Here is a 23543-nt window from a genome sequence, read left to right as displayed (position 1 = left end):
CGTTCGTCCTGAGCCAGGATCAAACTCTCCATTAAAGACCAACCGAAGTTAGTTTATAGAAAGAGCGATAAGCTCATTTTGAAACTGACGAGATAAAATATCTCATTTTCGCTTCCATTTCATACAACCTAATGGCATGTACCAAAATTTCTGCGTTGGATTTTGTAAACAAAATCCGTACTCACTCGTTGTTCAGTTTTCAAAGATCAAACTTGCATAATGTCTTACTTTGTTTCGTCACCGCGTCTCAGTGGCGACCTTTATAATATATCATCTCTTTTTAGAATTTGCAAGAGTTTTTTTTAATTTCTTTTTTCGAGCAAATCCTTCAAAAAGGAACGAAAATTAATTTACCATGAATATTGAATAGAGTCAATACTTTTTTTGATATCAGAAAGTATAAGCTTTTTAAAATAGTTTACTTCCTGATATCTCTGATATGTTTTCTAACCTATCTATTGTTTGGTTTGTGGGACTCGCCCTCTGCGAGCATATTTTGATAGTTCCTTGGCGGGTGCAAAACGGGCATACATGCGGAAGACTGTTTTATATCGAAGTGCGATTGCGTAGCGAATATCTTGATCCAATCGAGTATCGCTCATATCAAGCAGCATTTCATCTAGCTCCTTACGAAGAACGTAGTCAAGTTCCTTGCATTCTTTTTCGTTAAACAGCATTCCCAACATATGACCAAACTCCCTTATCAGCAGATTATATAGTACTTATATTTGCTCAACTATTGTTCCAATCTTTACCTGTTTTTAAACTCAACTGCTAAGGTTTCAAACTTCCCCCGATTAATCTTCAGCTTCTCTTTAAGCTCTCCCCTTTGTTATGTTCAATTTTCAGGAAATATATAAATAATTGGCCATAATATTTTATTGTGACAATAAACGATAAGTTATGCCACTCTCAATAGCAGCTGCTATAAGCAGTAAGATGACAGACCATAGGGATACCCTCAACGTTTGTTTCCTAAATACATTCCACGATGGGCCAGTTCCTTTGCGCTTTAGCCCTATGCTTGTACCTATAGTAGACATTATGTTGATTCCAAACTTCAATCCGAAGGCACAGGCGATAATCAAAACAGGCAATTCAATCACACCGTGAGGCAGTAACCCTTTTACAACAACTTCATACATACTTCTTCCCATATCTGTCTGCAAGTGTACTACAAACCCTAAAACCATACCGTTCACAATCAAAAATATAAACGGTACGATTCCAAATACAGCCCCCATAAATATGACCAGCACACATTTAATTGCATTATTGAAAAAGATAAATACAAAAAAACTCCATTGTGGATGCTCAGAATTCTGCAAGTACTGCGCTACTTCTCCCAGTCCCTCCATTTGTTGCGCCAGCATGGATTGAATAGTGCCTGTACTTAACCACCCCACTATAATACTTGTGCAGAAAAGAAGTGCAGAGATTAAAATTAACCGTCTTGTCATGTGTAAGTCGTGAAAAAATGCGTTTAGTCCCATTTGATAATTCCTCCTATTAGCCCAATGGAATAATTGACAACCCCTGGCATAGCTTTAAGTAAACAAGCACTTCTAGGATGAAAGGGGCGTTATTAACCATGAATTCTTTTTTTTATGTATTAAACGGTAAAAAAATCAAACGATTCTTAATCGTAATGGCTGCAGCCATCTTTACTGTCGGAGTCATTTATGTAGAAACCGATAATGTTACAGTTTTTTCCGAGGAAGCACCAACCGCTATTTATAGTGTGCCCACGGACAAAAAGTTGATCGCTCTCACCTTTGATATTAGTTGGGGCGATAAGCGTACTGCCCCCATCTTAAAAGTCCTTGAGGATAAAAAAGTGACCAAGTCCACCTTTTTTCTTTCTGCCCCTTGGAGTAAAACACATCCGGAACTTGTGAATCAGATTAAAGAAAGCGGATTTGAGATCGGCAGTCATGGCCATAAACACGAAAATTACAGTAGCTTAAGCGATGAAGATATTCGTAAACAGATTTCAATTGCTCATACCACATTAACCGAACTGACAGGACAGTCCCCGAAGTTGATCCGTATGCCTAATGGCGACTTTGATAAAAGAGTCCTTCAGGTTGCCGGCACTTTAGGCTACAAAACCATTCAGTGGGATACAGATTCCCTGGACTGGAAAAACCCTGGTACTCAGGTCATAATCGACCGTGTTGTAAATAAAGCGCATCCTGGCGATATCGTCCTTCTGCATGCCAGTGATTCCTGTAAACAAACGCATGAAGCCCTGCCCGTCATTATTGACAAGTTGCGCGCACAAGGCTATGAATTCGTGACTGTATCCGAACTGCTTCAACAGGGTACAGTAAAAGGCAAAGAGGTACGCGATCAGGCACTGGGTCTTTAAGGAGTTATTTTACATCGTTCTCAGCTAAAAACCAAAAGCAAATCGACATATTTCTCCCCATTCATCCGCATACTATCCACATTCATGATGAAGGAGGAATACGGCCATGAATTGGACTCGTTTGCGATTTGTTAGCACGGTATGCGTACTGGGCGTTGCACTGAGTGGATGCGGCTCGGATCAGGGTTCTACGCCCCCCCAGAACAGTTATAAAGAGATGAAAACGATGGTTGTCGATATCCTGAAAAGCGATGACGGAAAAAAAGCGGTAGAGGAGGCTTTAACCGGGGAAAACAGTTCATCCAAAGAAGGACAATCCGGTCAAAGCAGTGAAGAGGGTGGGTCTGGTGGTGGGTCTGGTGGTAGCATGGGAATGAAAATGCTTATGCCCATGCAATCGGCTGAACAGATGAAGATCGCAGTCAAAGATACTTTGGTATCACCTGAATATAAAAAAGAAATCGAAAAAATTATGACTGATCCACGTTTTGCCGGAGAATTTGCCAAAGCCATCAACAGCCAAAGCAAACAGCTTCATATGCAACTTATAAAAGACCCTTCTTATCAAAAATCAATTGAAGCAATGCTCAAGTCACCAGAATTAACCAAAATGTATATGGACTTAACTAAAACCCCTGAATATCGCAAACAATCTATGACAGTCATGCATGATGCCATGCAAAATCCGATTTTCCGACTTGAGGTTATGAATTTACTCAAAACCGTCGTACAAGAGGAGCTTCAACCCAAGGTTGAGAAAAAAACCGGTGAGCAAAGCGGTGCAGGCGGCGATAAGCAAGGTGGTGGTGGAGGTAGCGAAGGTGGGGGCGAAGGAGAACAAGGAGGAAGCCAATAATAAAAAGGCTGGTTTAATAAACCAGCCTTTTTTCTTTATTCAGATTCCGTGTGCAAAATCGTAATCTGAGCAGCAATATCATTGTAAATGGTCCCCGTGGCAGACTCAGATTTATATACAGATGGAGAAAAGTCGGCCTCTGACGGATGGTTATCTGGAATACCCAGCGGAATTTGAGCAAGAAGTTTTGTATGAAGAGTGTCTGCCAGCATAGCCCCCCCTCCTCGCCCAAAAACATAGTCCTTTTCTCCAGTGGAGGACACATAATAAGACATGTTCTCCACAACGCCGATGATCTTATGATCCGTTTGAAGCGCCATTGCGCCTGCACGTGCAGCTACAAAAGCCGCCGTCGCATGTGGAGTAGTGACAATGATTTCTTCACTCTGCGGAATCATTTGATGTACGTCAAGCGCTACATCGCCAGTGCCTGGTGGTAAATCGAGAATCATATAGTCCAGTTTTCCCCATTCGACATCACTAAAAAACTGTCTGAGCATTCTCCCCAGCATGGGACCTCTCCAGATCACCGGGTTGTTTTCTCTAACAAAGAAGCCCATAGACATGATTTTGATACCAAATCGCTCCACTGGCTGAATGATACCATCTTCGACAGAAGGCACATCCTCTACTCCAATCATATCCGGCACACTGAATCCATAGATATCCGCATCAATTAAACCCACACGCTTCCCCTGTCTAGCTAAAGCAGCCGCCAAATTTACAGCTACTGTCGATTTTCCGACACCACCCTTTCCGCTTGCAATGGCAATAAATCGTACGCCAGATGCTGGGCTAAGCAGCTCATGTTCTTCCATGCCAACAGCATGTCCTTTGGTCAAAACCGGGTCAGCCGCTTCCTCGGCCTCCTCTCCATTTTGAAGGGCAGACTTTTCATGCTCAGATGCCTCACGAATACGAATATGAACGTGACTTAATCCCGCCTCTTCTAATGTCTGCCGTATTTCTCGTTCCAACTCTTTCAGCGTCTCTTCCTGGCTATTTAGGGTAATGGCAGTCAAGGATACCCGATCCTCTTTAACCACCACATCCCGAATAAAATGGAGATCGACTAGACGGCGTCCTGTATGAGGCTCCCGCACTTGTTGAAGTAGCTCTATAACTTGCTCTCTTGATTGCATGAATTATCAGCACCTCTGCTCTAATGAATTACGGAGTGGTAAACACTTACAGTATACCACTATCTGGCTTCAGGTGCTGGTGAGATCCCCTTTTCCCCGGCACTGTAACGCAAAATCCCCTTATATATGGACGCCGCCACCTGCCTTTGATAGCTCACGTCACTAAGTCGTCTAGCTTCCTCAGGATGGGACAAAAATCCTACTTCTACAAGGGCTGATGGCATTTTGAGAGCTTTCAATAAATAAACTGTGTTCACGGTCTTAGCCACTCTGTCCGTATTTTCCAAGTTGCGTTTGATCTCTTCCTGAATTAAAGACGCCAAATTCCCGTTATCTGCATGGTTAGGTACGTAAAAGGTTTGGGCTCCACTCCAACGGCTCGACGGAATACTGTTCATATGGATACTTAGAAAGAGGTCTGCTTTCTGCTCCTCAATTATACGCACACGCTGCTTCAAATCCTCCGTTTTTCTTCTGGAATAACCTTTCGTTTCTTGCTGCGCCAGGTCGCGATCATCCTCACGTGTCATGACAACAACAGCACCTGCTTGCTGTAAATAATCCCGCAAATAAAAAGCGATTGCCAGATTAATATCCTTTTCAATAATCCCTTCTTTGCTAACCGCCCCTCCATCAGGCCCTCCGTGTCCAGCATCTAGGGCAATTACTTTACCAGTAAGGGGTAAACTCCAATGGGTCCAAGCTCTCGAAGCAGGTATCTCATACAATGCCAGTGTAATAAATAGAACGGCGAGACAACAGCCCAACAGCATTTTTTGCAACGTCCGATAGCGAATCCACAGTGTAACCTCGTTTTTACGATTATTTTTTTGCATAACAAAACGCCTCCGTCCTATACAGATACTAATAATCTATATGGGACGAGGCGTGTAGATAGTACAACTCAGGCATGAACAAATTCTTTCATACCTTCAATCAGCACTTGAGCGACTTCTGGTCGTGTAAATTCAGGTGGCGGGCAAACCCCAGAGCGCAACAATTCCCGTACCTTGGTGCCCGAGAGCGTTAAATGATGCTCCTTGGGATGTGGGCATGTTTTACTTGAGGCCATATTTCCACATCGGGTGCAATAAAAACTGTGTTCAAAGAACAATGGAGTAATCCTCAGCTCTTCAGGTGTAAAGTGCCTGAAAATTTCCTGTGCTTCGTAGGTACCATAATAGTCTCCTACACCAGCATGATCCCTTCCAACAATAAAATGGGTGCAGCCATAGTTTTTTCGCACAATAGCATGGAAAATGGCCTCTCTAGGACCCGCGTATCGCATGGCAGCAGGAAATACCCCCAGAAAAGTCCGATCAGCCGGATAATAATTGTCCAACAGCACCAGATAGCTCTTCATACGCACATCTGCCGGAACGTCATCTGACTTGGTTTCACCAACGAGTGGGTTTAGAAACAAAGCATCCACAATCTCCATCGCGCTTTTTTGGATGTACTCATGTGCCCGGTGTACCGGATTTCGTGTTTGAAATCCTACTACTGTTTTCCAGCCTTTTTCTGCAAAATAGTCGCGTGTCTGTGATGGTGTATAGTAAAACTCACTAAATTGTGTGGGCTCAGGCCGATTCAGCACTTGCACACATCCACCAACATACGTAGCAGGTCGATCTAACAGTTTTTTTACGCCAGGATGAGCCGGGTCATCCGTCTTGAATACTCGTCTGGCTTCCTCAGCCTGATCTACCTGATAAATACTTTCAATATCAAGTACAGCATAAATAGTACCATCTGTTTCACCCACCAAAGCCACCTGCTGACCTAATTTCAATTCACTGGCTACACTTTCTGCAACTGCAAGAGTAATGGGAATACTCCAGACTGTACCATCGGCAAGACGCATATCTGTTACCACTGACCGATAATCAGATTCATTCATAAACCCCGTCAAAGGAGAGAATGCCCCCACTCCAATCAAATCCAGATCAGAAATGGTCCATGAGTTTACACGGATTGGAAACAATTCCTCTGCGGCCTGCAAAAGTGCTTTTTGCTTCGGTCCTGTAATGATTTTATCAACAAGTGTTCCGCCATGCGGAAGAATTGCAGTCATAATGCACTTCCCTTCTCTTCATAAATATGACTCATAGCTACCTGAATACCATTTTATTGATGGAGCCCGCACTCCGTTTTCTCATTACCTGACCAGCGACCTGCACGAGGATCTTCACCTGGTAGGACCTCACGGGTACATTGCTCACAACCAATACTGGGATAATTGCGGTCATGCAATGGATTATACAGCACTTCATGAGTACGGATATAGTTCCATACATCCTCGGATGTCCAGCTTGCCAAGGGGTTAAATTTAACGAGTCCAAACTTTTCGTCATACTCTACCTTTTTTGAATTCGCACGGGTAGGGGCCTGATCCCGGCGAATACCGGTAATCCATGCATCGTATTGTGACAAAATACGTGTCAGCGGCTCAACTTTGCGTATACCACAACATGTGTTTGGATCTGTTTTCCACAGTTCCTCTCCATGCTCAGCCGCTTGCTCTTCAGGAGTAATTAAGGGAGAGACCCTAACAAAATCCAAGTTATATCTGGCTTTCATCTGATCTCGCGTATCATAAGTTTCTTGAAAATGAAAGTCGGTGTCCAAGTAAAAAATGTCGGTGGAAGGGCTAATTTTTTGAAGCATATCTACTAGTACTACATCTTCTGCTCCGAAGCTACAAGCAAAGGTAAGATTGGGAAATGTAAGAACAGCATACTGGATAATTTCCTCTGGCGTAGCCTCTTCCAGTTCAATTGCCTTGACTCTAATCAACGCTTCTTTCTCCAATAAATTCATTATCAATGCGCCTCCATATGAAGATTCATAAATAAGTGTCACTCCAATACCGACTAAACTAATAAGATTAAATACAGTATAAAACTTTCACAATCATTGTCAATCCACCGCAAAATGCCCTGATGCAAGCATTTATCCACCTAAATTTGCAGGAATGTTGCTCTGTCAGCATTCTTTAATGCTTTCTTGCGTATCCAATCAAGTTCATTGACTTTATATAAAATATTCTTATACCAAACATTTGAAAAATGGCCCATAGGCCCAGTGCGCGGCAGCCATCGGTAATGCTGAACAGCTTTGGGTTGCTTTGATCAAGCAAGAACCATCTGTAGAAGAAAGCAAGCATCGTTTCTAAATCTAAGATTATCGAAGGATGCTAACCGAGGGAATTGAAAATGACTTTAGGTTTCACTCTACTATTCTGGAGCTCTGGCGTCAGCGATGCCTTCATTCTGAAAATTATAAAAGGAATGACTGCGCGCTGAACTCTTAGTATACCTCTATTCAATCCTAAAGCGCTCGTAGCGGCAATTCCCAAGGAATTGATCACTGAACACAAGCAAGACTCTTATCGCTACTGGAAGCCTATTTAAAGCCTGTCATCAATGAAGGGCGATTTTATGAGGGTAGACAGTCGGACAATACACGGGCTCCCGGTTATAGTTTGGAGCGATTGCTGTGTAGACTATTTCTATTACCAGTAACATGTACATCGCCGTTGCAATTGCAGTAGCCTAGGAAGCGGACACTGCTAGGCTAAGGACCGTCCTTCTGCTCCGTTCACACAAATAAAAAGGGGTATTCCTTGCCGTATCCCTAGCTACGCCCAAAACAGCTGTACAAGAGGCATAGACAGTGCCAGCCAGAACATATCAAGGAGGACTTTACATAAACAAGTGAAAGCAAAGTATCCTCGTGAAACAGCACTTAGCAGAGAATATTAAGATGAGGCTATATTGAATAGCCGAACATTATATTTTTAGTCACAGGTTATAAACATTACAGAATAAACTGCGTTGAAATAGCAAACTGTATTTGTGTATAACAATATCATCTTCAATTCCATCGTTGATAACTTTTCGTATTCCGTGCATTTGCATGCAGTTATTTATGTATTCGCTGAAACATGCTGAAGCTTGTAACTTTTAGAGTAGATCTACTTATCCACATGTGGATAATGATCAGGAAATGACTAAATAAAAAAGAACCCTTTCCATAAGGAAAAGGTTCTTCTGTATTCGAAATATTAACGTTTCGAGAACTGTGGTGCACGACGAGCGGCTTTGAGACCGTACTTTTTACGTTCTTTCATACGTGGGTCACGAGTCAAGAAGCCTGCTTTTTTCAAAGCTGGACGGAATTCCGGATCTGCTTTCAACAGAGCACGGGAAATACCGTGGCGAATTGCGCCGGCTTGACCAGAGATACCACCACCATGAGCGATAACGAGTACGTCATAGCTGCCAACTGTTTCTGTCAGGTTCAGTGGTTGTTTTACGATCAGTTTGAGAGTTTCCAAACCAAAATATTCATTAATATCACGCTTATTGATGACAATGCGTCCTTCACCCGGTACGAGACGAACACGAGCTACCGAATGTTTACGACGACCTGTCCCATAGTATTGTACTTGTGCCATGAAACTGTCCTCCCTTTTAATTATCCGCGAAGTTCGTAAACTTCAGGTTTTTGTGCTGCATGTGGATGCTCAGTGCCTCTGTAAGCTTTAAGTCTCAGCTTCATTTTCTCGCCTTGACGAGTTTTAGGAAGCATACCGTGAACAGCCAATTCCAACATGCGCTCAGGCTTGTTCTTAACCATTTCTTGTGCAACCGTTACTTTCAGACCACCCGGATGCAGGGAGTGACGGTAGTATTTCTTGTTCTCCATTTTTTTACCGGTCAATACGATTTTTTCCGCATTGATTACAACAACAAAATCACCTGTGTCCACATGTGGTGTAAATTGTGGCTTGTGTTTGCCGCGAATCAACGCAGCCGCTTCGCTTGCCAGACGGCCGAGCGTTTTACCTTCGGCATCAATGATGTGCCAGTTGCGCTCAACTTCATTTGGCTTCGCCATATACGTAGTACGCATGAAAAGTATCCTCCTTAAGTTCGTTAACAGAAATCATCATTTATCTTCGTTCGTTAAGTTGCTGCATTATTGATGGATTAGATGTTAATTTAAAGTGATTATCTTAATTGGGGCTGTGGGAAAGCCATTAAGAAAACACAACTTTTATATTACAGGATAACCATCAATTCCGCAAGGGTAAAATCAATGTTTTTTGATGTTTTCGTCGTACTCTACATTCCAGAGCGTTAAAGCGTGTCCAACGGCCGTAGGTCCAGCCTTTGAACGATTTTTCGCCTCCAAAATGGAAGGAATATCATCCGACGATTTTTTGCCTTCTCCCACTTCCAGCAAAGTACCCATAATAATCCGAACCATGTGCTGTAAAAATCCGCTACCTGTAATATAAGTATGGATAATTCCCTGATCATCCGAGCCCGGACGTGAAAAGGAATGGTCTACTGTCATATAGGCTTCGTAAATAGTGCGAACATGATTCGTCTTTTGGGAACGTCGAGATGCGAACGAAGTATAGTCAAAGGTGCCCACTAAATGAGCCAACCCTTCCTCCATCGCTCTTACATCCAGTCTCGTTGGATGATGGGCCTGTGTACGACGGTGAAAGATGTCCGGAAACCGGTTCGCATTAATGCTGTACCGATATGTCTTCCGCTTCGCCATGCGGCGTGCATGAAAGGACAGTGGCACCTCTCTCGCATCCGTAACGATGATATCACGAGGCAACCAGGCATTAAGTGCCAGACACCAGCGCTGTAACGGAATCGGCGATTCAGTGTGAAAATTGAATACCTGCCCGTATGCATGTACACCTGCATCTGTACGGCCTGAGCCTGTAATTTTAAGACGCTCGCCCGTCAATGAGTAAATAGCATGTTCAAGGCAGTCCTGAATGGTGTTACCGTCAGGCTGCGTCTGAAAGCCATCATAGTGGGTTCCGTCATAGTTCACCTTCATGCACAAGTTCCGCATGTTTCTCACACCTTTATAGGGGTAGTCTCTGGCCTTACAAGGAATAACCGAACATAACAAAGGAGAAGCCCCTCAAGGACTCCTCCAAGAGAAAAAAAGGGTTGTTCAGAATCAAGCCGATTCTGTCCACCCTTCCCTCATCTTCGCCTGTCTACGCGCGGTCAACCAATTCCAGATATACCATTGGAGCGGCGTCGCCACGACGAGGTCCCAATTTCAAGATACGAGTGTATCCACCTGGACGCTCAGTGTAACGTGTAGCCAATTCGCTAAACAGCTTTTGGATTGCATCCTGCTCACCATCCAAAGTTTCACGGCGAACGAACGCAGCCACTTGACGACGTGCGTGCAGATCTCCTTTTTTCGCTTTGGTGATCAGTTTTTCAGCAATAGAACGAACTTCTTTCGCTTTAGCCTCAGTAGTTTGGATACGCTCATACAAGAACAGATCGGTTACCAAATCACGAAACAAAGCTTTACGGGCACTGGAGTTACGGCCCAATTTTTGGTATGCCATGTAATTTCCCCTCCTTCACAAAAACGTTGCTGTACTATTCTTCCGTACGAAGTCCTAAACCAAGTTCCTCAAGCTTCTCTTGTACTTCTTCCAAAGATTTGCGACCCAAGTTACGGACCTTCATCATATCTTCTTCAGATTTAGTCGTGAGTTCTTGTACCGTATTGATACCAGCGCGCTTAAGGCAGTTATAGGAACGGACGGAGAGATCCAGCTCTTCGATCGTCATTTCAAGAACTTTTTCTTTCTTGTCTTCTTCTTTTTCAACCATAATTTCAGCATCTTTTGCCTCGTCCGTGAGACCCACGAACAACATCACATGCTCGGTCAAAATTTTGGCTCCAAGGCTCACTGCTTCCTCGGGACGAATACTTCCGTCAGTCCAAACCTCAAGTGTCAGCTTGTCGTAATTCGTAACCTGGCCGACACGCGTATTTTCTACGCCGTAGTTCACGCGTGCAATCGGAGTGTAGATGGAGTCGACGGGAATGACGCCGATCGGCTGGTCATCACGTTTGTTCCGATCCTGCTTAACGTAACCGCGACCGCGATTGGCAAAAATACGCATGTGAAGTCTCGAACCCGGTCCGAGCGTAGCAATGTGAAGATCCGGATTAAGAATTTCCACATCACTATCCGCACGGATATCTCCTGCCGTTACAACTCCTTCGCCTTCCGCATCGATTTCGAGTACTTTCTCTTCATCCGAGTGGATTTTAAGCGATAAAGCTTTCAAGTTCAGAATGATCTCCGTTACGTCTTCCTTCACACCGGGAACCGTTGCAAACTCGTGCAGAACCCCATCGATCTGAACCGATGTGACTGCTGCCCCCGGTAACGAGGATAACAGAATACGGCGAAGCGAGTTACCCAACGTCGTACCGTATCCGCGTTCCAGCGGTTCTACTACGAATTTTCCATAGGTGCCATCATCATTGACGTCAACCGTCTCAATTTTCGGCTTTTCGATTTCTATCACTGCAATATCCCTCCTTCAAAACGTCGCTCCTATATGAAACATTCACCTTATCCATAGTCTATCATGCAGTATACCTAAACATCCATTCTTGGCAGTTTGTGCCGGATCTATACTACACGCAGAGGAGAAATCTCATTAGACGCGACGACGTTTTGGAGGACGGCATCCGTTATGAGGTACCGGAGTTACGTCTTTAATCAGGTTAACTTCCAAACCAGCAGCTTGCAAAGAGCGAATTGCTGCTTCGCGACCTGCACCAGGTCCTTTAACCATGACTTCGACAGTTTTCATGCCGTGTTCCATAGCAGCTTTAGCAGCAGTTTCTGCGGCCATTTGTGCTGCGAATGGAGTAGATTTACGGGAACCACGGAATCCCATGCCGCCTGAGCTGGCCCAAGAGATTGCGTTACCGTGTGGATCTGTGATCGTAACGATCGTGTTGTTGAACGTGGAACGGATGTGTGCCACGCCAGTCTCGATATTTTTACGGTCACGGCGTTTTGTACGTACAACTTTTTTCGGTTTAGCCATTGAATGTTATCCTCCCTTCTTATTTCTTTTTGTTCGCTACAGTCCGACGAGGACCTTTACGGGTACGAGCATTAGTTTTAGTACGTTGTCCGCGAACAGGCAATCCACGACGGTGACGAACACCACGGTAGCAGCCAATCTCAGTCAGACGTTTAATATTCAAGGAAATTTCACGACGCAGATCGCCTTCTACTTTAACTTCTTTGTCGATCGTTTCACGTAATTTGCTCACTTCATCTTCAGTCAAATCACGAACACGCGTGTTTGCACTGATGCCTGTTTCCTTCAAGATTTTCTGAGAAGTCGTTTTACCGATTCCGAAAATGTAAGTCAAGGCGATCTCAACGCGTTTGTCACGTGGCAAATCCACACCAGCTATACGAGCCATTTTACGCTACACCCCCTTCTATTAACCTTGTTTTTGTTTGTGTTTCGGATTTTCGCAAATAACCATTACATTCCCTTTGCGGCGAATGACTTTGCATTTTTCGCAAATAGGTTTTACAGAAGGTCTTACCTTCATGTTGATTACCTCCTCCAAGCTTTACCCTGGTAAAACTCGCTTCGTGAACATTCACATCGTTTTGCCGAGCAAAACAAGTTTTTTTAAATGACATACGTTTAATAAAAACCTGCATGAATTACTTGCGGTACGTTATACGGCCTTTGGTTAAATCGTAAGGCGATAACTGTACAACCACCTTGTCGCCTGTCAAAATACGGATAAAGTGCATCCGCAGCTTTCCGGAAACATGAGCAAGAATTTGATGACCGTTCTCCAGCTCTACCTTGAACGTAGCGTTCGGTAGTGGCTCGATTACCGTACCTTCAACCTCAATGACATCTTCTTTGGCCAAAGTCAGTCTCCTTTCTCTTCAGCTTGGTATTCGGACGAGTCCAGGAAAGTTTTCACTGCATGGCGCAGCTTTCCGTTCGTCACCCGACCGCTTTCGTTTAAACTGTTTACAATCTCGCTACTAATCTTTGGCTGAGGCACCAAATGAAGAACATTTTTCTTCTTCGCTTGATCAAACTTTCGTTTATCCCCATCCGCAATATATACAAACCTGCTATCTGCTACTGAAACGACAACCGCAATCTGTCCGGCACCTCTGCCCTTCAGAATCTTCACCAGCTGACCGATTTGCAGGTTTCCTTGCTGAATCATTCCAATCACCTACGCACTCAGTTTCGTGAAAATGTCCATGCCGCCCGTTTCGCACGTCACCGCTTGCTCGTTATGAGCACATGAGGTTACGTTCATCGTAACGACCGTCCAGTTGTCTTCCAGCGTCCCTACATGGTGAGAACCTATCTGAATCATAGATTCAATAGCCAGCTCAATGCCGGTTTTCAGCCTCGGCCCCTGCTCAGGAATACCACGGTTTGGATTCTCAATATATTGCCGAATGGCATGCGACATTGTAAACTGGCGAGTTTTCGCGATGATATCGCCTTTGTTTAACTTGCGTTTGCCGGGAAATCCGTGCACCAGTTGTTCGTTGACTGAAGCGCAAATGCTAGCAGGAAAACCGTTATAACCTTTAAAAGACGGCACAGCTCCCTGACTGCGAATATACCGATCAGCTAAATGATCAAGTTCACCGGTCGTAATACCGGGCTCGATGTGTCCTGCCAAGAGATGATCCGTCTCCGTATCTATTCTCTTAGCGTTCCTCATTAAGCTTGATTCCGTCCCCGACTTGCAAATGATCATTACAGCTAACCCCGCAACAAGGACACGATATTTTGGGAAACCACATCAATATCCTGTTCTCCGTCAATATGACGCAGAAGATTCTGGTTCTCATAAAACGTGAGGAGTGGTGCTGTTTTATTACTATATTCTTCAAGTCGTGTTCTTACGCTATCTTCATTATCGTCAGGACGCTGATAGAGTTCCCCACCGTCTTTATCGCAAATGCCTTCAACCTTAGGAGGATTAAAGACAATATGATAGCTAGTTCCGCAGCTTTTACAAACCCGCCGTCCTGTGATTCGTGCCAACAAGTTGTCACTATCCACTTTCAAGTTGATGACGTCATCTAGCTTCGTATTCAAACGACCCAAAATTTGATCCAAGGCTTCAGCTTGAGCCAAAGTTCTTGGAAAACCGTCCAGCAAGAACCCTTTCTTGCAATCTGGCTGTTGTAGCCGTTCTTCAACGATACCGATTGTTACGTCATCCGGAACAAGTTCACCCTTGTCGATATATTCTTTAGCTTTAATGCCAATAGGTGTTCCCTGTTTCATCGCTAGGCGAAAAGCATCACCTGTCGAGATATGAGGAATGCCGAATTCCTTCACAATGACATCTGCTTGTGTACCTTTACCAGCCCCCGGAGGGCCCATGATCAAAATATTCACAATCTGTCACTCCTCAAGACGACCCCTACACAAGAAACAGCACAAAAGGTGCCGGTAAGCATGCGAACATCCTAAGCCGGTACCTATTGCCTATTTGTTGATGAAGCCTTTGTAATGGCGTTTGATCAGTTGGCTTTCGATTTGCTTCATTGTATCCAATGCTACACCAATGATGATGAGCAATGAAGTACCGCCAATTTGCACGGAACGAGGCAAGCCCGAAAGCGAACCGAAGAATACCGGCAAAACGGATATGACTGCCAGAAACAAAGCTCCTGTCATTGTCAAACGTGACATTACTCGTGTCAAGTATTTCTCCGTGGCCTTACCCGGGCGAATTCCCGGAATATAACCGCCGTTCTTCTTCATATTGTCGGCCATTTGCTGCGGATTCATCTGTACAAAGGTATAGAAGAATGTGAAACCGATAATCATTACGACATACAAAACCATGCCCAGCGGCTTGTCATAGTACAAGTAAGTGGTAATCCACTTAGCCCAAGCATGATCTGCCCAGAAACTCGCAATAATTGTCGGGAATTGCAGCAATGATACCGCAAAGATTACCGGAATAACGCCTGCCGCATTAATTTTCATCGGAATATGCGTATTCTGGCCACCGTACATTTTGTTGCCAACTACACGTTTCGCGTATTGTACCGGGATTTTCCGAATACCTTGCTGGATGTAGATAACACCAACAATAATCAGAACAATCACCAGGGCAATTATAATTGCCTTCAGAATATTCATAAACAGCTGATCTGCCTGAATAAACTGAGATTCTACAACCGTCCGAATATGTCTTGGAATACCCGCCGCAATCCCTGCGAAGATAACAATAGAGATACCATTGCCGATTCCCTTTTCAGTAATTTGCTCACCGAGCCACATAAGGAACGTAGTTCCTGCTGTAAGCACAATGGCAATAACCAGATAATCTGCAAAAGTGGCTCCTGGAATCATCGCTGCACCGTACAGTCGATTAAAGCCAATCGACGTTCCGAATGCTTGAATCAGGCCAAGTATTACCGTACCATAACGCGTAATTTGAGCCAACTTCTTTTTACCATGCTCTCCTTGTTTAGCCCATTCCGCAAGTTTCGGAATCACGTCCATTGACAGCAACTGTACAATGATGGACGCTGTAATATATGGCATAATCCCGAGGGCGAAGATCGAAAACTGATACAATGCGCCCCCTGAGAAGGTGTTAAGGAGTCCAAACAACTCGCTTCCTGCCTGATCCTGAGAAGTAAAGACTTGCTTGTTCACGCCGGGAACCGGCACGAAGGAGCCAATACGATATACAAAGAGTATAAACAGGGTAAACAGGATTCGGGTTCTAAGATCCTCAACCCGCCATATATTTTTCAGGGTCTTGAACATTAGATCACCTCGGTTTTACCGCCGGCAGCTTCAATTTTCTCTACCGCAGATTGAGAGAACTTGTTCGCTTTAACTGTCAACTTCACAGTGATTTCACCGTTACCCAGAATTTTAATTCCGGATTTGGCGTTTTTCACAATGCCATTGTTCAGCAAAAACTCAGGGCTTACTTCTGTACCCGCTGCAAAACTGTTCAAATCTTCGATATTCAAAACCGCATACTCTTTACGAGTAGGATTTACGAAACCGCGTTTAGGCAAGCGACGATACAGTGGGTTTTGACCACCCTCGAAGCCCGGACGTACACCACCGCCGGAACGAGCGTTTTGACCTTTATGACCACGACCAGAAGTTTTACCCGTACCGCTACTAGGACCACGACCCAAACGTTTACGTTCTTTGCGGGAGCCTGGAGCTGGGGAAAGCTCATGTAACTTCATCGTTCGTTGCACCTCCTTGATTATTGTTAAAATACTTTATTTCTTAAGCCTCAATTTCTTTAACAGAAACCAAATGGCTAACTTGATTAATCATCCCGCGAATAGCTGCATTGTCGGGTTGAACTACTTTATGGTTGATTTTACGCAAGCCGAGCGTTTTAACAGTCGTTCTCTGATTACCAGGACGGCCGATCAACGAACGAACGAGGGTAATTTCTAATTTCGCCATGATATTCCCTCCTTAGCCCAGCAGCTCTTCGATGGATTTGCCGCGCAATTTTGCAACTTCTTCAGCGCGTTTCAAGCGGGACAAACCTTCCAAAGTCGCATTGACCATATTCATGGAATTCGAAGAACCCAAAGATTTTGTCAAGATATCACCTACACCAGCAAGTTCCAGTACAGCACGAACCGGACCACCAGCGATAACTCCAGTACCTTCCGATGCCGGTTTCAACAGAACCCGGCCAGCACCGAACTTACCTGTAACAAGGTGAGGAATTGTTGTTCCTACGAGTGGAACGTGAACCAGGTTTTTCTTAGCATCTTCAATACCTTTGCGAATTGCATCAGGTACTTCGCCAGCTTTACCGATTCCAGCGCCTACCCAGCCGTTGCCGTCGCCCACTACTACCAGAGCACTGAAGCTGAAACGGCGTCCGCCTTTGACAACTTTAGCTACACGATTAATATTTACTACTCTTTCAGTCAGTTCCAAAGTATTCGGATCTACACGCAAGTCGTTAACCTCCTTTTGAGAAATGTCTTAGAATTCAAGGCCTGCTTCGCGAGCTGCATCAGCCAAAGCTTGAATCCGTCCATGATACAAGTATCCACCACGGTCAAATACGATGTTAGCATGACCTTTTTCTTTCGCACGTTTAGCAACGAGTTCGCCAACTTTACGAGCTGCTTCTACACTACCGCCGTTTTTGATTTCGCTGCTCAGTTCTTTATCCATAGTGGATGCAGATACTAATGTTACACCAGCTACATCATCAATCAGTTGTGCGTAGATATGCTTGGAAGAACGGAACACGTTCAAACGAGGACGTACAGCCGTACCTTCGATTTTCTTACGTACACGCAGATGTCTTCTGACACGTGCTTTATTTTTATCTTGTTTTGTAATCATCTCAAGTTTTCACTCCCTTCAGTTTGCCTTTTAAAACTTTATACTAAGACGCACTGGGTAAAAAAGAAGTACGAAGTCTTTCCAGCAGAAAGACCGCACAAAGTCGGTAAGAAACTTATTTCTTCTTACCGGCTTTACCTTCTTTACGAATGATGCGCTCGCCTTCGTATTTAATCCCTTTACCTTTGTACGGTTCAGGTTCACGAACGGAACGAATTTTAGCAGCGTAGGCACCTACACGCTCTTTATCAATTCCGCGAACGATGATTTTAGTGTTCGAAGGAACTTCGAATTCGATGCCCGCTTCCGGTGTGATTTCAACCGGGTGAGAGTATCCAACGTTCAGAACGATTTTATCTCCGGATTTGCTTGCACGATATCCGACCCCAACCAGCTCCAGAGATTTTGAAAACCCTTCAGTTACACCACTTACCATGTTGTTGACAACGCTGCGGGTTGTTCCATGCAAAGAGCGGTGAAGTTTGTTGTCCGAAGGACGAACTACATTAATTTCATTGTTTTCCACAGTAACGGACATGTCTTTATGAAGCTCACGAGTCAATGTTCCTTTAGGACCTTTAACTGTGATTGCTGTGTTGTTCAAAGTCACGTCAACACCACTTGGTACTGTGATTGGTTTACGACCAATACGGGACATATCTGTTGCACCTCCTATCTTTTAAACGTTATCTTACCAAACGTAGCAAACAACTTCTCCGCCGGCTTTGGACTGACGCGCTTCTTTGTCAGTCATGATACCTTTGGATGTTGAAATGATTGCGATCCCGAGTCCACCCAGTACGCGTGGAATCTCATTGCTCTTCGTGTAAACGCGAAGACCTGGTTTACTGATTCTTTTCAAACCTGTAATAACACGCTCGTTGTTTGCACCGTATTTCAAGAAAATACGGATGATCCCTTGTTTGCTATCTTCAACAAATTCCGCATCACGAATGAATCCTTCACGTTTCAGGATGTCGGCGATTTGTTTTTTCATTGTAGATGCAGGCATTTCTACTGTTTCGTGACGAACTGTGTTCGCGTTACGAATACGAGTAAGCATATCTGCAATTGGATCAGACATAGTCATTGTGTATAAACCTCCTTCCCAAACAGGACTTTTTACCAGCTTGCTTTTTTCACGCCAGGAATCTGGCCTTTATAAGCTAATTCACGGAAGCAAATTCTGCAGATCTTAAACTTTTGCAGTACCGAATGTGGACGACCACAACGCTCGCAACGAGTGTAAGCACGAACTTTAAACTTTGGTGCGCGTTGTTGTTTGACTTTCATTGAAGTTTTTGCCACTTAGCCTGACACCTCCTAAATAGTTTCGGAGAACAGGGTGTCTTTAAAATCAGACGCCCGAAACGTTATGCCAACATTATTTTGCGAAAGGCATGCCCAGCTGAGTCAGAAGCTCACGGGACTCTTCGTCAGTTTTGGCAGTCGTTACGATAACGATGTCCATACCACGAACTTTATCAACTTGATCATACTCGATTTCCGGGAAGATCAACTGTTCTTTCAGACCAAGCGTGTAGTTACCACGTCCGTCAAAAGCTTTTGTCGATACACCATGGAAGTCACGTACGCGAGGAAGAGTAATGTTGAACAATTTGTCCAAGAAATAATACATACGCTCGCCACGAAGTGTTACCTTTACACCGATCGGCATGTTTTCACGCAATTTAAAACCTGCAATAGATTTTTTTGCGCGAGTGATTACTGGTTTTTGACCAGCGATCAGCTGCATGTCGTTGAGAGCTGAATCAAGTACTTTGGAGTTTTGGACTGCGTCGCCAACACCCATGTTGATTACAACTTTCTCGATTTTAGGCACTTGCATCACTGTTGTATAGTTGAACTTCTGCATCAAAGCAGGAGTGATTTCTTTCAAGAAACGTTCTTTCATTCTTGTTGTAGCCATGAATCATATACCTCCTTTCTTCAAAAAATAATTAGTCGATCACTTCGCCAGAACGTTTTGCAATGCGCACTTTTTTTCCGTTATCCAAAACTTTGTAACCAACACGGGTTACTTTTCCGCTCTTCGGATCAATGTGCATAACGTTGGAAACGTGAATCGGAGCTTCTTTCTCGATGATGCCGCCTTGTGGATTCAACTGATTAGGCTTTTGGTGTTTTTTAATCATGTTAACACCTTCCACAAGCACACGGTTTTGACGAGGGTAAGCAGCGATAACGCGACCTTTTTTACCTTTATCTTTACCTGTAATCACCAGAACAGTGTCGTCTTTTTTGACGTGCAGCTTGTTGTTATGGGATTCCAGAACTTTTTTCACTTTTGGCATTTCGTACACCTCCTACGGGCACATTTTAAGGTGAGTTTAGATCACTTCCGGAGCCAAGGAAACGATTTTCATGAAGTCCTTGTCACGAAGTTCGCGAGCAACTGGTCCGAAAATACGAGTACCACGTGGGCTCTTGTCTTCTTTAACGACCACTGCTGCGTTTTCGTCAAATCCGATGTAGGAACCGTCTTTACGGCGGATAGAACGTTTAGTACGAACAACAACCGCTCTTACTACATCACCCTTTTTGACAACGCCGCCTGGTGTTGCTTGTTTTACGGAACAAACGATCAGGTCACCAATTTGAGCTGTACGACGCCCCGTACCACCGAGCACACGGATACACATCAGTTCCTTCGCGCCGGAATTGTCAGCTACAGTCAAACGTGTAAATGGTTGAATCATTTATTTATCCTCCTTTCGGAAAAACTACACTACATTAGATTATAACAGCTTTTTCAACGATTTCGACCAGTCTCCAGTTTTTGTCTTTGGACAAAGGGCGAGTTTCCATGATTTTAACAGTATCACCAATTTGTGCGGTGTTGTTTTCATCATGAGCTTTGAATTTCTTAGTTACTTTAATGCGTTTATGGTAGAGATCATGTTTTTTGTAAGTTTCTACAGCAATCACAATCGTTTTATCCATTTTGTCGCTGACTACTTTACCGACTAATACTTTACGGGCATTACGTTCGCTCATTGTTGGCCTCCTTCCTAATTACAGGCGGATTTTCCACCCGGTCTGATATCTTAGCTAATCCCAAGTTCTCTTTCACGGATCACAGTTTTAGCACGAGCAATTTCCTTACGCACAGCGCCGATCCGAGTCGGGTTATCAAGCTGACCGGTAGCGAGTTGAAAACGAAGGTTGAAAAGTTCTTCTTTAAAACCGGAGATCTTTTGTTCGATTTCAGCAGTGGTTAGGTTGCGGAATTCACTAGCCTTCATTTGCTTCACCACCCAATTCTTCACGTTTCACAAACTTAGTTTTGATTGGCAGTTTGTGAGCGGCAAGACGCATTGCTTCACGAGCAATCTCTTCCGGAACACCAGCAAGTTCGAACATAATCTTGCCTGGTTTCACTACTGCAACCCATTTTTCTACGTTACCTTTACCACTACCCATACGAACCTCAAGAGGCTTCTGAGTAATTGGTTTGTCAGGGAAAATTTTAATCCAAACCTTACCACCACGTTTGATGTAACGAGTCATCGCAATACGAGCAGCTTCGATTTGACGGTTAGTAATCCATGCAGGTTCAGTAGCTTGCAAACCGTACTCACCAAAGTTCAGTGTAGTACCGCCTTTTGCACGACCCTTCATATGACCACGTTGTTGTTTACGATGTTTTACGCGTTTTGGTACCAACATGATTAGTTGCCTCCTTCCTGAGGAGCTTGTTTCTTAGCTGGAGGAAGAACCTCTCCACGATAGATCCATACTTTTACGCCAAGACGACCGTAAGTAGTATGAGCTTCCGCTGTACCATAGTCAATGTCGGCACGAAGCGTATGCAGTGGAACAGTTCCTTCGCTGTACCCTTCGGAACGAGCGATTTCGGCACCGCCAAGACGTCCGCCTACTTGAGTTTTAATTCCTTTTGCTCCGGAACGCATAGTTCTTTGAATTGCTTGTTTCAAAGCACGACGGAAAGAAACACGACGTTCCAATTGTTGTGCAATGCTTTCAGCAACCAGAATTGCATCCAGTTCAGGATTTTTAATTTCAGAAATATTGATGTGTACCTTTTTACCGCCTGCGATTTTAGTAATTTCATTACGCAGATTTTCAACTTCGGAACCACCCTTACCGATAACCATACCTGGTTTCGCAGTGTGAATCGTTACGTTGACACGGTTAGCTGCTCTCTCGATTTCAACACGGGATACAGCGGAGTCTTTCAATCTTTTTTTCAGATGTTCACGAATTCTAACGTCTTCCAGCAAAAGATCACCGAAATCTTTGCCTGCATACCATTTGGATTCCCAATCACGGATAATACCGATTCGGAGTCCGACGGGATTTACCTTTTGGCCCACACGTTTTCCCTCCTTATTTTTCAGATACCACCAGAGTAATATGACTGGTGCGTTTGTTGATGCGACTTGCACGACCCATTGCACGCGGGCGGAATCGTTTCATTGTAGGACCTTGGTTTACAAAAACCTGAGATACTACCAATTTATTTACGTCCAAAGAGTAGTTGTGATCTGCATTTGCAATCGCAGAATTCAACAATTTCTCAACGACTGGAGAAGCGGACTTTGGAGTGTGACGAAGAATTGCGATCGCCTCACCAACCTGCTTACCGCGAATCAAATCGATAACAAGTTTCACTTTGCGAGCAGAAATCCGTACGGACTTAGCATGTGCTTTTGCTTCCATTGAGTTTACCTCCTCTCAAACACTACGCTGTGTTGATTATCTTCTTGTTTTCTTATCGTCATCCGTATGGCCTTTGTACGTACGTGTTGGAGCAAATTCGCCCAATTTGTGTCCGACCATATCTTCCGTTACGTATACTGGCACGTGTTTACGACCATCATATACACCAAACGTATGTCCGATAAATTGTGGGAAAATCGTAGAGCGACGGGACCAAGTTTTGATTACCACTTTTTTGTCCGACTCGTTCAAAACCTCTACTTTTTTCAACAGGTAACCATCAATGAATGGTCCTTTTTTGAGACTGCGACCCATTTATGAATCCTCCCTTCGTTAAAACGTAGTCGTTCCTTAATATGTTAACGTGCGACTTAAGCGCACGTTTTATTACTTAGTACGACGACGAACGATGTACTTATCAGATGCTTTACCTTTTTTACGCGTCTTGTAACCAAGGGTTGGTTTACCCCATGGAGACATTGGAGATTTACGTCCGATTGGAGCGCGACCTTCACCACCACCGTGTGGGTGATCGTTAGGGTTCATTACAACACCGCGAACTTCAGGACGTTGTCCCAACCAGCGACTACGACCAGCTTTACCGATCTTCACCAGTTCGTGGTCTTCGTTACCTACAGAACCGATTGTAGCGCGGCAAACTTTCAGAATGCGGCGAACTTCACCAGAAGTCAAACGAATTGTAACATACTTTTCTTCTTTACCAAGAAGCTGGGCTTCCGTACCAGCGGCGCGAACGAGTTGGCCACCTTTACCCGGTTTCAATTCGATGTTGTGGATAACCGTACCTACTGGAATGTTTTCCAATGGTAAGGAGTTACCGATTTTGATATCGGAACCTGCACCGGATACCACTTCGTCTCCTACTTTCAGACCTTTAGGAGCGATGATGTAACGTTTTTCACCATCCACATAGTGGATAAGTGCGATGTTGGACGTACGGTTTGGATCATATTCGATCGTAGCAACGCGGCCCGGTATTCCATCTTTGTTACGTTTGAAGTCAATAATACGGTATTTACGTTTGTGTCCGCCGCCTTGATGACGAACTGTAATTTTACCTTGGTTATTGCGTCCAGCTTGCTTGCTCAGAGGTGCCAGCAACGATTTCTCGGGCTGATTAGTTGTAATCTCCTCGAAAGTAGATACAGACATAGCACGTCTGGCCGGGGACGTTGGTTTATACTTTTTAATTGGCACTGAGTTTC

38 protein-coding genes are annotated in these 23543 nt (G+C 44.2%); 2 read left to right on the top strand and 36 right to left on the bottom strand.

The window, feature by feature from the left end:
- Positions 1 to 455: 455 nt before the first annotated feature.
- Both NLX78_RS25840 and NLX78_RS25835 read right to left on the bottom strand, forming a co-directional pair.
- Complete coding sequence (locus NLX78_RS25840) at positions 456 to 686, bottom strand: hypothetical protein (RefSeq protein ID WP_013312131.1); 231 nt, start codon at positions 684 to 686, stop codon at positions 456 to 458.
- A 192-nt stretch (positions 687 to 878) separates the two neighbouring features.
- Positions 879 to 1493, bottom strand: a complete 615-nt coding sequence (locus tag NLX78_RS25835) for a stage II sporulation protein M (protein ID WP_254351868.1) — start codon at positions 1491 to 1493, stop codon at positions 879 to 881.
- A 98-nt stretch (positions 1494 to 1591) separates the two neighbouring features.
- Here NLX78_RS25835 and pdaB point away from each other — a divergent pair, with 98 nt between their 5' ends.
- Entirely contained in the window at positions 1592 to 2371 is a 780-nt protein-coding gene (pdaB, locus tag NLX78_RS25830; RefSeq protein ID WP_061831406.1) for a polysaccharide deacetylase family sporulation protein PdaB, read from the top strand.
- Positions 2372 to 2477: 106 nt separating this feature from the next.
- Positions 2478 to 3227 (top strand): spore germination lipoprotein GerD, encoded by a 750-nt coding sequence (gerD, locus tag NLX78_RS25825; RefSeq protein ID WP_254351867.1) that lies wholly within the window; start codon positions 2478 to 2480, stop codon positions 3225 to 3227.
- 35 nt (positions 3228 to 3262) lie between these two features.
- Here gerD and NLX78_RS25820 read toward each other — a convergent pair whose 3' ends face one another.
- From NLX78_RS25820 to rplB, 34 genes are all read right to left on the bottom strand, one after another.
- A complete protein-coding gene (locus NLX78_RS25820) occupies positions 3263 to 4369 on the bottom strand; it encodes an Mrp/NBP35 family ATP-binding protein (protein ID WP_061831404.1) in 1107 nt (368 codons plus the stop codon).
- A gap of 59 nt (positions 4370 to 4428) precedes the next feature.
- On the bottom strand, positions 4429 to 5205 hold the full coding sequence (gene cwlD / locus NLX78_RS25815) for an N-acetylmuramoyl-L-alanine amidase CwlD (protein WP_254351866.1): 777 nt from the start codon (positions 5203 to 5205) through the stop codon (positions 4429 to 4431).
- A 68-nt stretch (positions 5206 to 5273) separates the two neighbouring features.
- Positions 5274 to 6443 (bottom strand): sulfate adenylyltransferase, encoded by a 1170-nt coding sequence (gene sat, locus NLX78_RS25810; protein WP_254351865.1) that lies wholly within the window; start codon positions 6441 to 6443, stop codon positions 5274 to 5276.
- A 53-nt stretch (positions 6444 to 6496) separates the two neighbouring features.
- Complete coding sequence (locus NLX78_RS25805; RefSeq protein WP_013312138.1) at positions 6497 to 7189, bottom strand: phosphoadenylyl-sulfate reductase; 693 nt, start codon at positions 7187 to 7189, stop codon at positions 6497 to 6499.
- Between the two features lie 1246 nt (positions 7190 to 8435).
- Positions 8436 to 8828: a 30S ribosomal protein S9 gene (rpsI, locus tag NLX78_RS25800; RefSeq protein WP_013312140.1), complete on the bottom strand. Its 393-nt coding sequence runs from the start codon at positions 8826 to 8828 to the stop codon at positions 8436 to 8438.
- Positions 8829 to 8848: 20 nt separating this feature from the next.
- On the bottom strand, positions 8849 to 9286 hold the full coding sequence (gene rplM / locus NLX78_RS25795; RefSeq protein WP_013312141.1) for a 50S ribosomal protein L13: 438 nt from the start codon (positions 9284 to 9286) through the stop codon (positions 8849 to 8851).
- Positions 9287 to 9469: 183 nt separating this feature from the next.
- The gene (gene truA / locus NLX78_RS25790; protein ID WP_061831400.1) at positions 9470 to 10255 is read right to left on the bottom strand and encodes a tRNA pseudouridine(38-40) synthase TruA; all 786 of its coding nucleotides are present in this window, start codon (positions 10253 to 10255) and stop codon (positions 9470 to 9472) included.
- 151 nt (positions 10256 to 10406) lie between these two features.
- Positions 10407 to 10772: a 50S ribosomal protein L17 gene (rplQ, locus tag NLX78_RS25785; RefSeq protein ID WP_013312143.1), complete on the bottom strand. Its 366-nt coding sequence runs from the start codon at positions 10770 to 10772 to the stop codon at positions 10407 to 10409.
- A gap of 34 nt (positions 10773 to 10806) precedes the next feature.
- Positions 10807 to 11751: a DNA-directed RNA polymerase subunit alpha gene (locus NLX78_RS25780; protein ID WP_007432558.1), complete on the bottom strand. Its 945-nt coding sequence runs from the start codon at positions 11749 to 11751 to the stop codon at positions 10807 to 10809.
- A gap of 135 nt (positions 11752 to 11886) precedes the next feature.
- Entirely contained in the window at positions 11887 to 12282 is a 396-nt protein-coding gene (gene rpsK / locus NLX78_RS25775; RefSeq protein WP_013312144.1) for a 30S ribosomal protein S11, read from the bottom strand.
- Between the two features lie 19 nt (positions 12283 to 12301).
- Positions 12302 to 12670 (bottom strand): 30S ribosomal protein S13, encoded by a 369-nt coding sequence (gene rpsM, locus NLX78_RS25770; protein WP_007432560.1) that lies wholly within the window; start codon positions 12668 to 12670, stop codon positions 12302 to 12304.
- A 21-nt stretch (positions 12671 to 12691) separates the two neighbouring features.
- Positions 12692 to 12805, bottom strand: coding sequence for a 50S ribosomal protein L36 (gene rpmJ, locus NLX78_RS25765; protein WP_003333770.1), 114 nt, complete (start codon positions 12803 to 12805; stop codon positions 12692 to 12694).
- Between the two features lie 118 nt (positions 12806 to 12923).
- Positions 12924 to 13139 (bottom strand): translation initiation factor IF-1, encoded by a 216-nt coding sequence (gene infA, locus NLX78_RS25760; RefSeq protein ID WP_006212898.1) that lies wholly within the window; start codon positions 13137 to 13139, stop codon positions 12924 to 12926.
- Positions 13140 to 13141: 2 nt separating this feature from the next.
- Complete coding sequence (locus NLX78_RS25755; protein ID WP_013312145.1) at positions 13142 to 13450, bottom strand: KOW domain-containing RNA-binding protein; 309 nt, start codon at positions 13448 to 13450, stop codon at positions 13142 to 13144.
- A gap of 9 nt (positions 13451 to 13459) precedes the next feature.
- Complete coding sequence (locus NLX78_RS25750) at positions 13460 to 13999, bottom strand: M24 family metallopeptidase (protein ID WP_254351864.1); 540 nt, start codon at positions 13997 to 13999, stop codon at positions 13460 to 13462.
- A 5-nt stretch (positions 14000 to 14004) separates the two neighbouring features.
- Positions 14005 to 14649, bottom strand: a complete 645-nt coding sequence (locus tag NLX78_RS25745; protein ID WP_061831398.1) for an adenylate kinase — start codon at positions 14647 to 14649, stop codon at positions 14005 to 14007.
- Between the two features lie 90 nt (positions 14650 to 14739).
- Positions 14740 to 16038 carry a preprotein translocase subunit SecY gene (gene secY, locus NLX78_RS25740; protein ID WP_061831397.1) on the bottom strand — a complete coding sequence of 433 codons (1299 nt, stop codon included), beginning with the start codon at positions 16036 to 16038 and terminating at the stop codon, positions 14740 to 14742.
- Positions 16038 to 16478, bottom strand: coding sequence for a 50S ribosomal protein L15 (rplO, locus tag NLX78_RS25735; RefSeq protein WP_013312149.1), 441 nt, complete (start codon positions 16476 to 16478; stop codon positions 16038 to 16040). The genes secY and rplO overlap by 1 nt, the downstream gene beginning before the upstream one ends.
- Positions 16479 to 16521: 43 nt before the next feature.
- Positions 16522 to 16707 (bottom strand): 50S ribosomal protein L30, encoded by a 186-nt coding sequence (rpmD, locus tag NLX78_RS25730; RefSeq protein ID WP_013312150.1) that lies wholly within the window; start codon positions 16705 to 16707, stop codon positions 16522 to 16524.
- Positions 16708 to 16719: 12 nt separating this feature from the next.
- Positions 16720 to 17217, bottom strand: a complete 498-nt coding sequence (gene rpsE, locus NLX78_RS25725; RefSeq protein ID WP_013312151.1) for a 30S ribosomal protein S5 — start codon at positions 17215 to 17217, stop codon at positions 16720 to 16722.
- Between the two features lie 27 nt (positions 17218 to 17244).
- On the bottom strand, positions 17245 to 17613 hold the full coding sequence (rplR, locus tag NLX78_RS25720; RefSeq protein ID WP_007432568.1) for a 50S ribosomal protein L18: 369 nt from the start codon (positions 17611 to 17613) through the stop codon (positions 17245 to 17247).
- Positions 17614 to 17728: 115 nt separating this feature from the next.
- Complete coding sequence (rplF, locus tag NLX78_RS25715) at positions 17729 to 18271, bottom strand: 50S ribosomal protein L6 (protein ID WP_013312152.1); 543 nt, start codon at positions 18269 to 18271, stop codon at positions 17729 to 17731.
- A gap of 33 nt (positions 18272 to 18304) precedes the next feature.
- Positions 18305 to 18703: a 30S ribosomal protein S8 gene (gene rpsH, locus NLX78_RS25710; protein WP_007432570.1), complete on the bottom strand. Its 399-nt coding sequence runs from the start codon at positions 18701 to 18703 to the stop codon at positions 18305 to 18307.
- Between the two features lie 32 nt (positions 18704 to 18735).
- Entirely contained in the window at positions 18736 to 18921 is a 186-nt protein-coding gene (locus NLX78_RS25705; protein ID WP_010348808.1) for a type Z 30S ribosomal protein S14, read from the bottom strand.
- Between the two features lie 76 nt (positions 18922 to 18997).
- Positions 18998 to 19543 carry a 50S ribosomal protein L5 gene (gene rplE, locus NLX78_RS25700; protein ID WP_007432571.1) on the bottom strand — a complete coding sequence of 182 codons (546 nt, stop codon included), beginning with the start codon at positions 19541 to 19543 and terminating at the stop codon, positions 18998 to 19000.
- 31 nt (positions 19544 to 19574) lie between these two features.
- The gene (gene rplX / locus NLX78_RS25695; RefSeq protein WP_013312155.1) at positions 19575 to 19928 is read right to left on the bottom strand and encodes a 50S ribosomal protein L24; all 354 of its coding nucleotides are present in this window, start codon (positions 19926 to 19928) and stop codon (positions 19575 to 19577) included.
- Positions 19929 to 19964: 36 nt separating this feature from the next.
- Entirely contained in the window at positions 19965 to 20333 is a 369-nt protein-coding gene (rplN, locus tag NLX78_RS25690) for a 50S ribosomal protein L14 (RefSeq protein WP_007432573.1), read from the bottom strand.
- A 34-nt stretch (positions 20334 to 20367) separates the two neighbouring features.
- Positions 20368 to 20631, bottom strand: a complete 264-nt coding sequence (gene rpsQ, locus NLX78_RS25685; protein WP_007432574.1) for a 30S ribosomal protein S17 — start codon at positions 20629 to 20631, stop codon at positions 20368 to 20370.
- 50 nt (positions 20632 to 20681) lie between these two features.
- Positions 20682 to 20879: a 50S ribosomal protein L29 gene (gene rpmC, locus NLX78_RS25680; protein ID WP_007432575.1), complete on the bottom strand. Its 198-nt coding sequence runs from the start codon at positions 20877 to 20879 to the stop codon at positions 20682 to 20684.
- Positions 20869 to 21303 (bottom strand): 50S ribosomal protein L16, encoded by a 435-nt coding sequence (gene rplP, locus NLX78_RS25675; protein ID WP_007432576.1) that lies wholly within the window; start codon positions 21301 to 21303, stop codon positions 20869 to 20871. Before rplP ends, rpmC begins: the two co-directional genes overlap by 11 nt.
- Before the next feature lie 2 nt (positions 21304 to 21305).
- Positions 21306 to 21971 carry a 30S ribosomal protein S3 gene (gene rpsC / locus NLX78_RS25670; RefSeq protein ID WP_013312156.1) on the bottom strand — a complete coding sequence of 222 codons (666 nt, stop codon included), beginning with the start codon at positions 21969 to 21971 and terminating at the stop codon, positions 21306 to 21308.
- 13 nt (positions 21972 to 21984) lie between these two features.
- Positions 21985 to 22317, bottom strand: a complete 333-nt coding sequence (gene rplV / locus NLX78_RS25665) for a 50S ribosomal protein L22 (RefSeq protein ID WP_013312157.1) — start codon at positions 22315 to 22317, stop codon at positions 21985 to 21987.
- Positions 22318 to 22353: 36 nt separating this feature from the next.
- Positions 22354 to 22632, bottom strand: coding sequence for a 30S ribosomal protein S19 (gene rpsS / locus NLX78_RS25660; protein WP_007432579.1), 279 nt, complete (start codon positions 22630 to 22632; stop codon positions 22354 to 22356).
- A gap of 72 nt (positions 22633 to 22704) precedes the next feature.
- Positions 22705 to 23535: a 50S ribosomal protein L2 gene (gene rplB, locus NLX78_RS25655; RefSeq protein WP_013312158.1), complete on the bottom strand. Its 831-nt coding sequence runs from the start codon at positions 23533 to 23535 to the stop codon at positions 22705 to 22707.
- Positions 23536 to 23543 lie beyond the last annotated feature (8 nt).

It is taken from the genome of Paenibacillus sp. Lou8.1 (assembly GCF_024213565.1).
In the GTDB taxonomy this organism is placed as follows: Bacteria; Bacillota; Bacilli; order Paenibacillales; family Paenibacillaceae; genus Paenibacillus; species Paenibacillus polymyxa_B.
The sequence above is the reverse complement of the archived record's forward strand: the minus strand, read 5'-3'. Positions and strand labels throughout refer to the sequence as shown.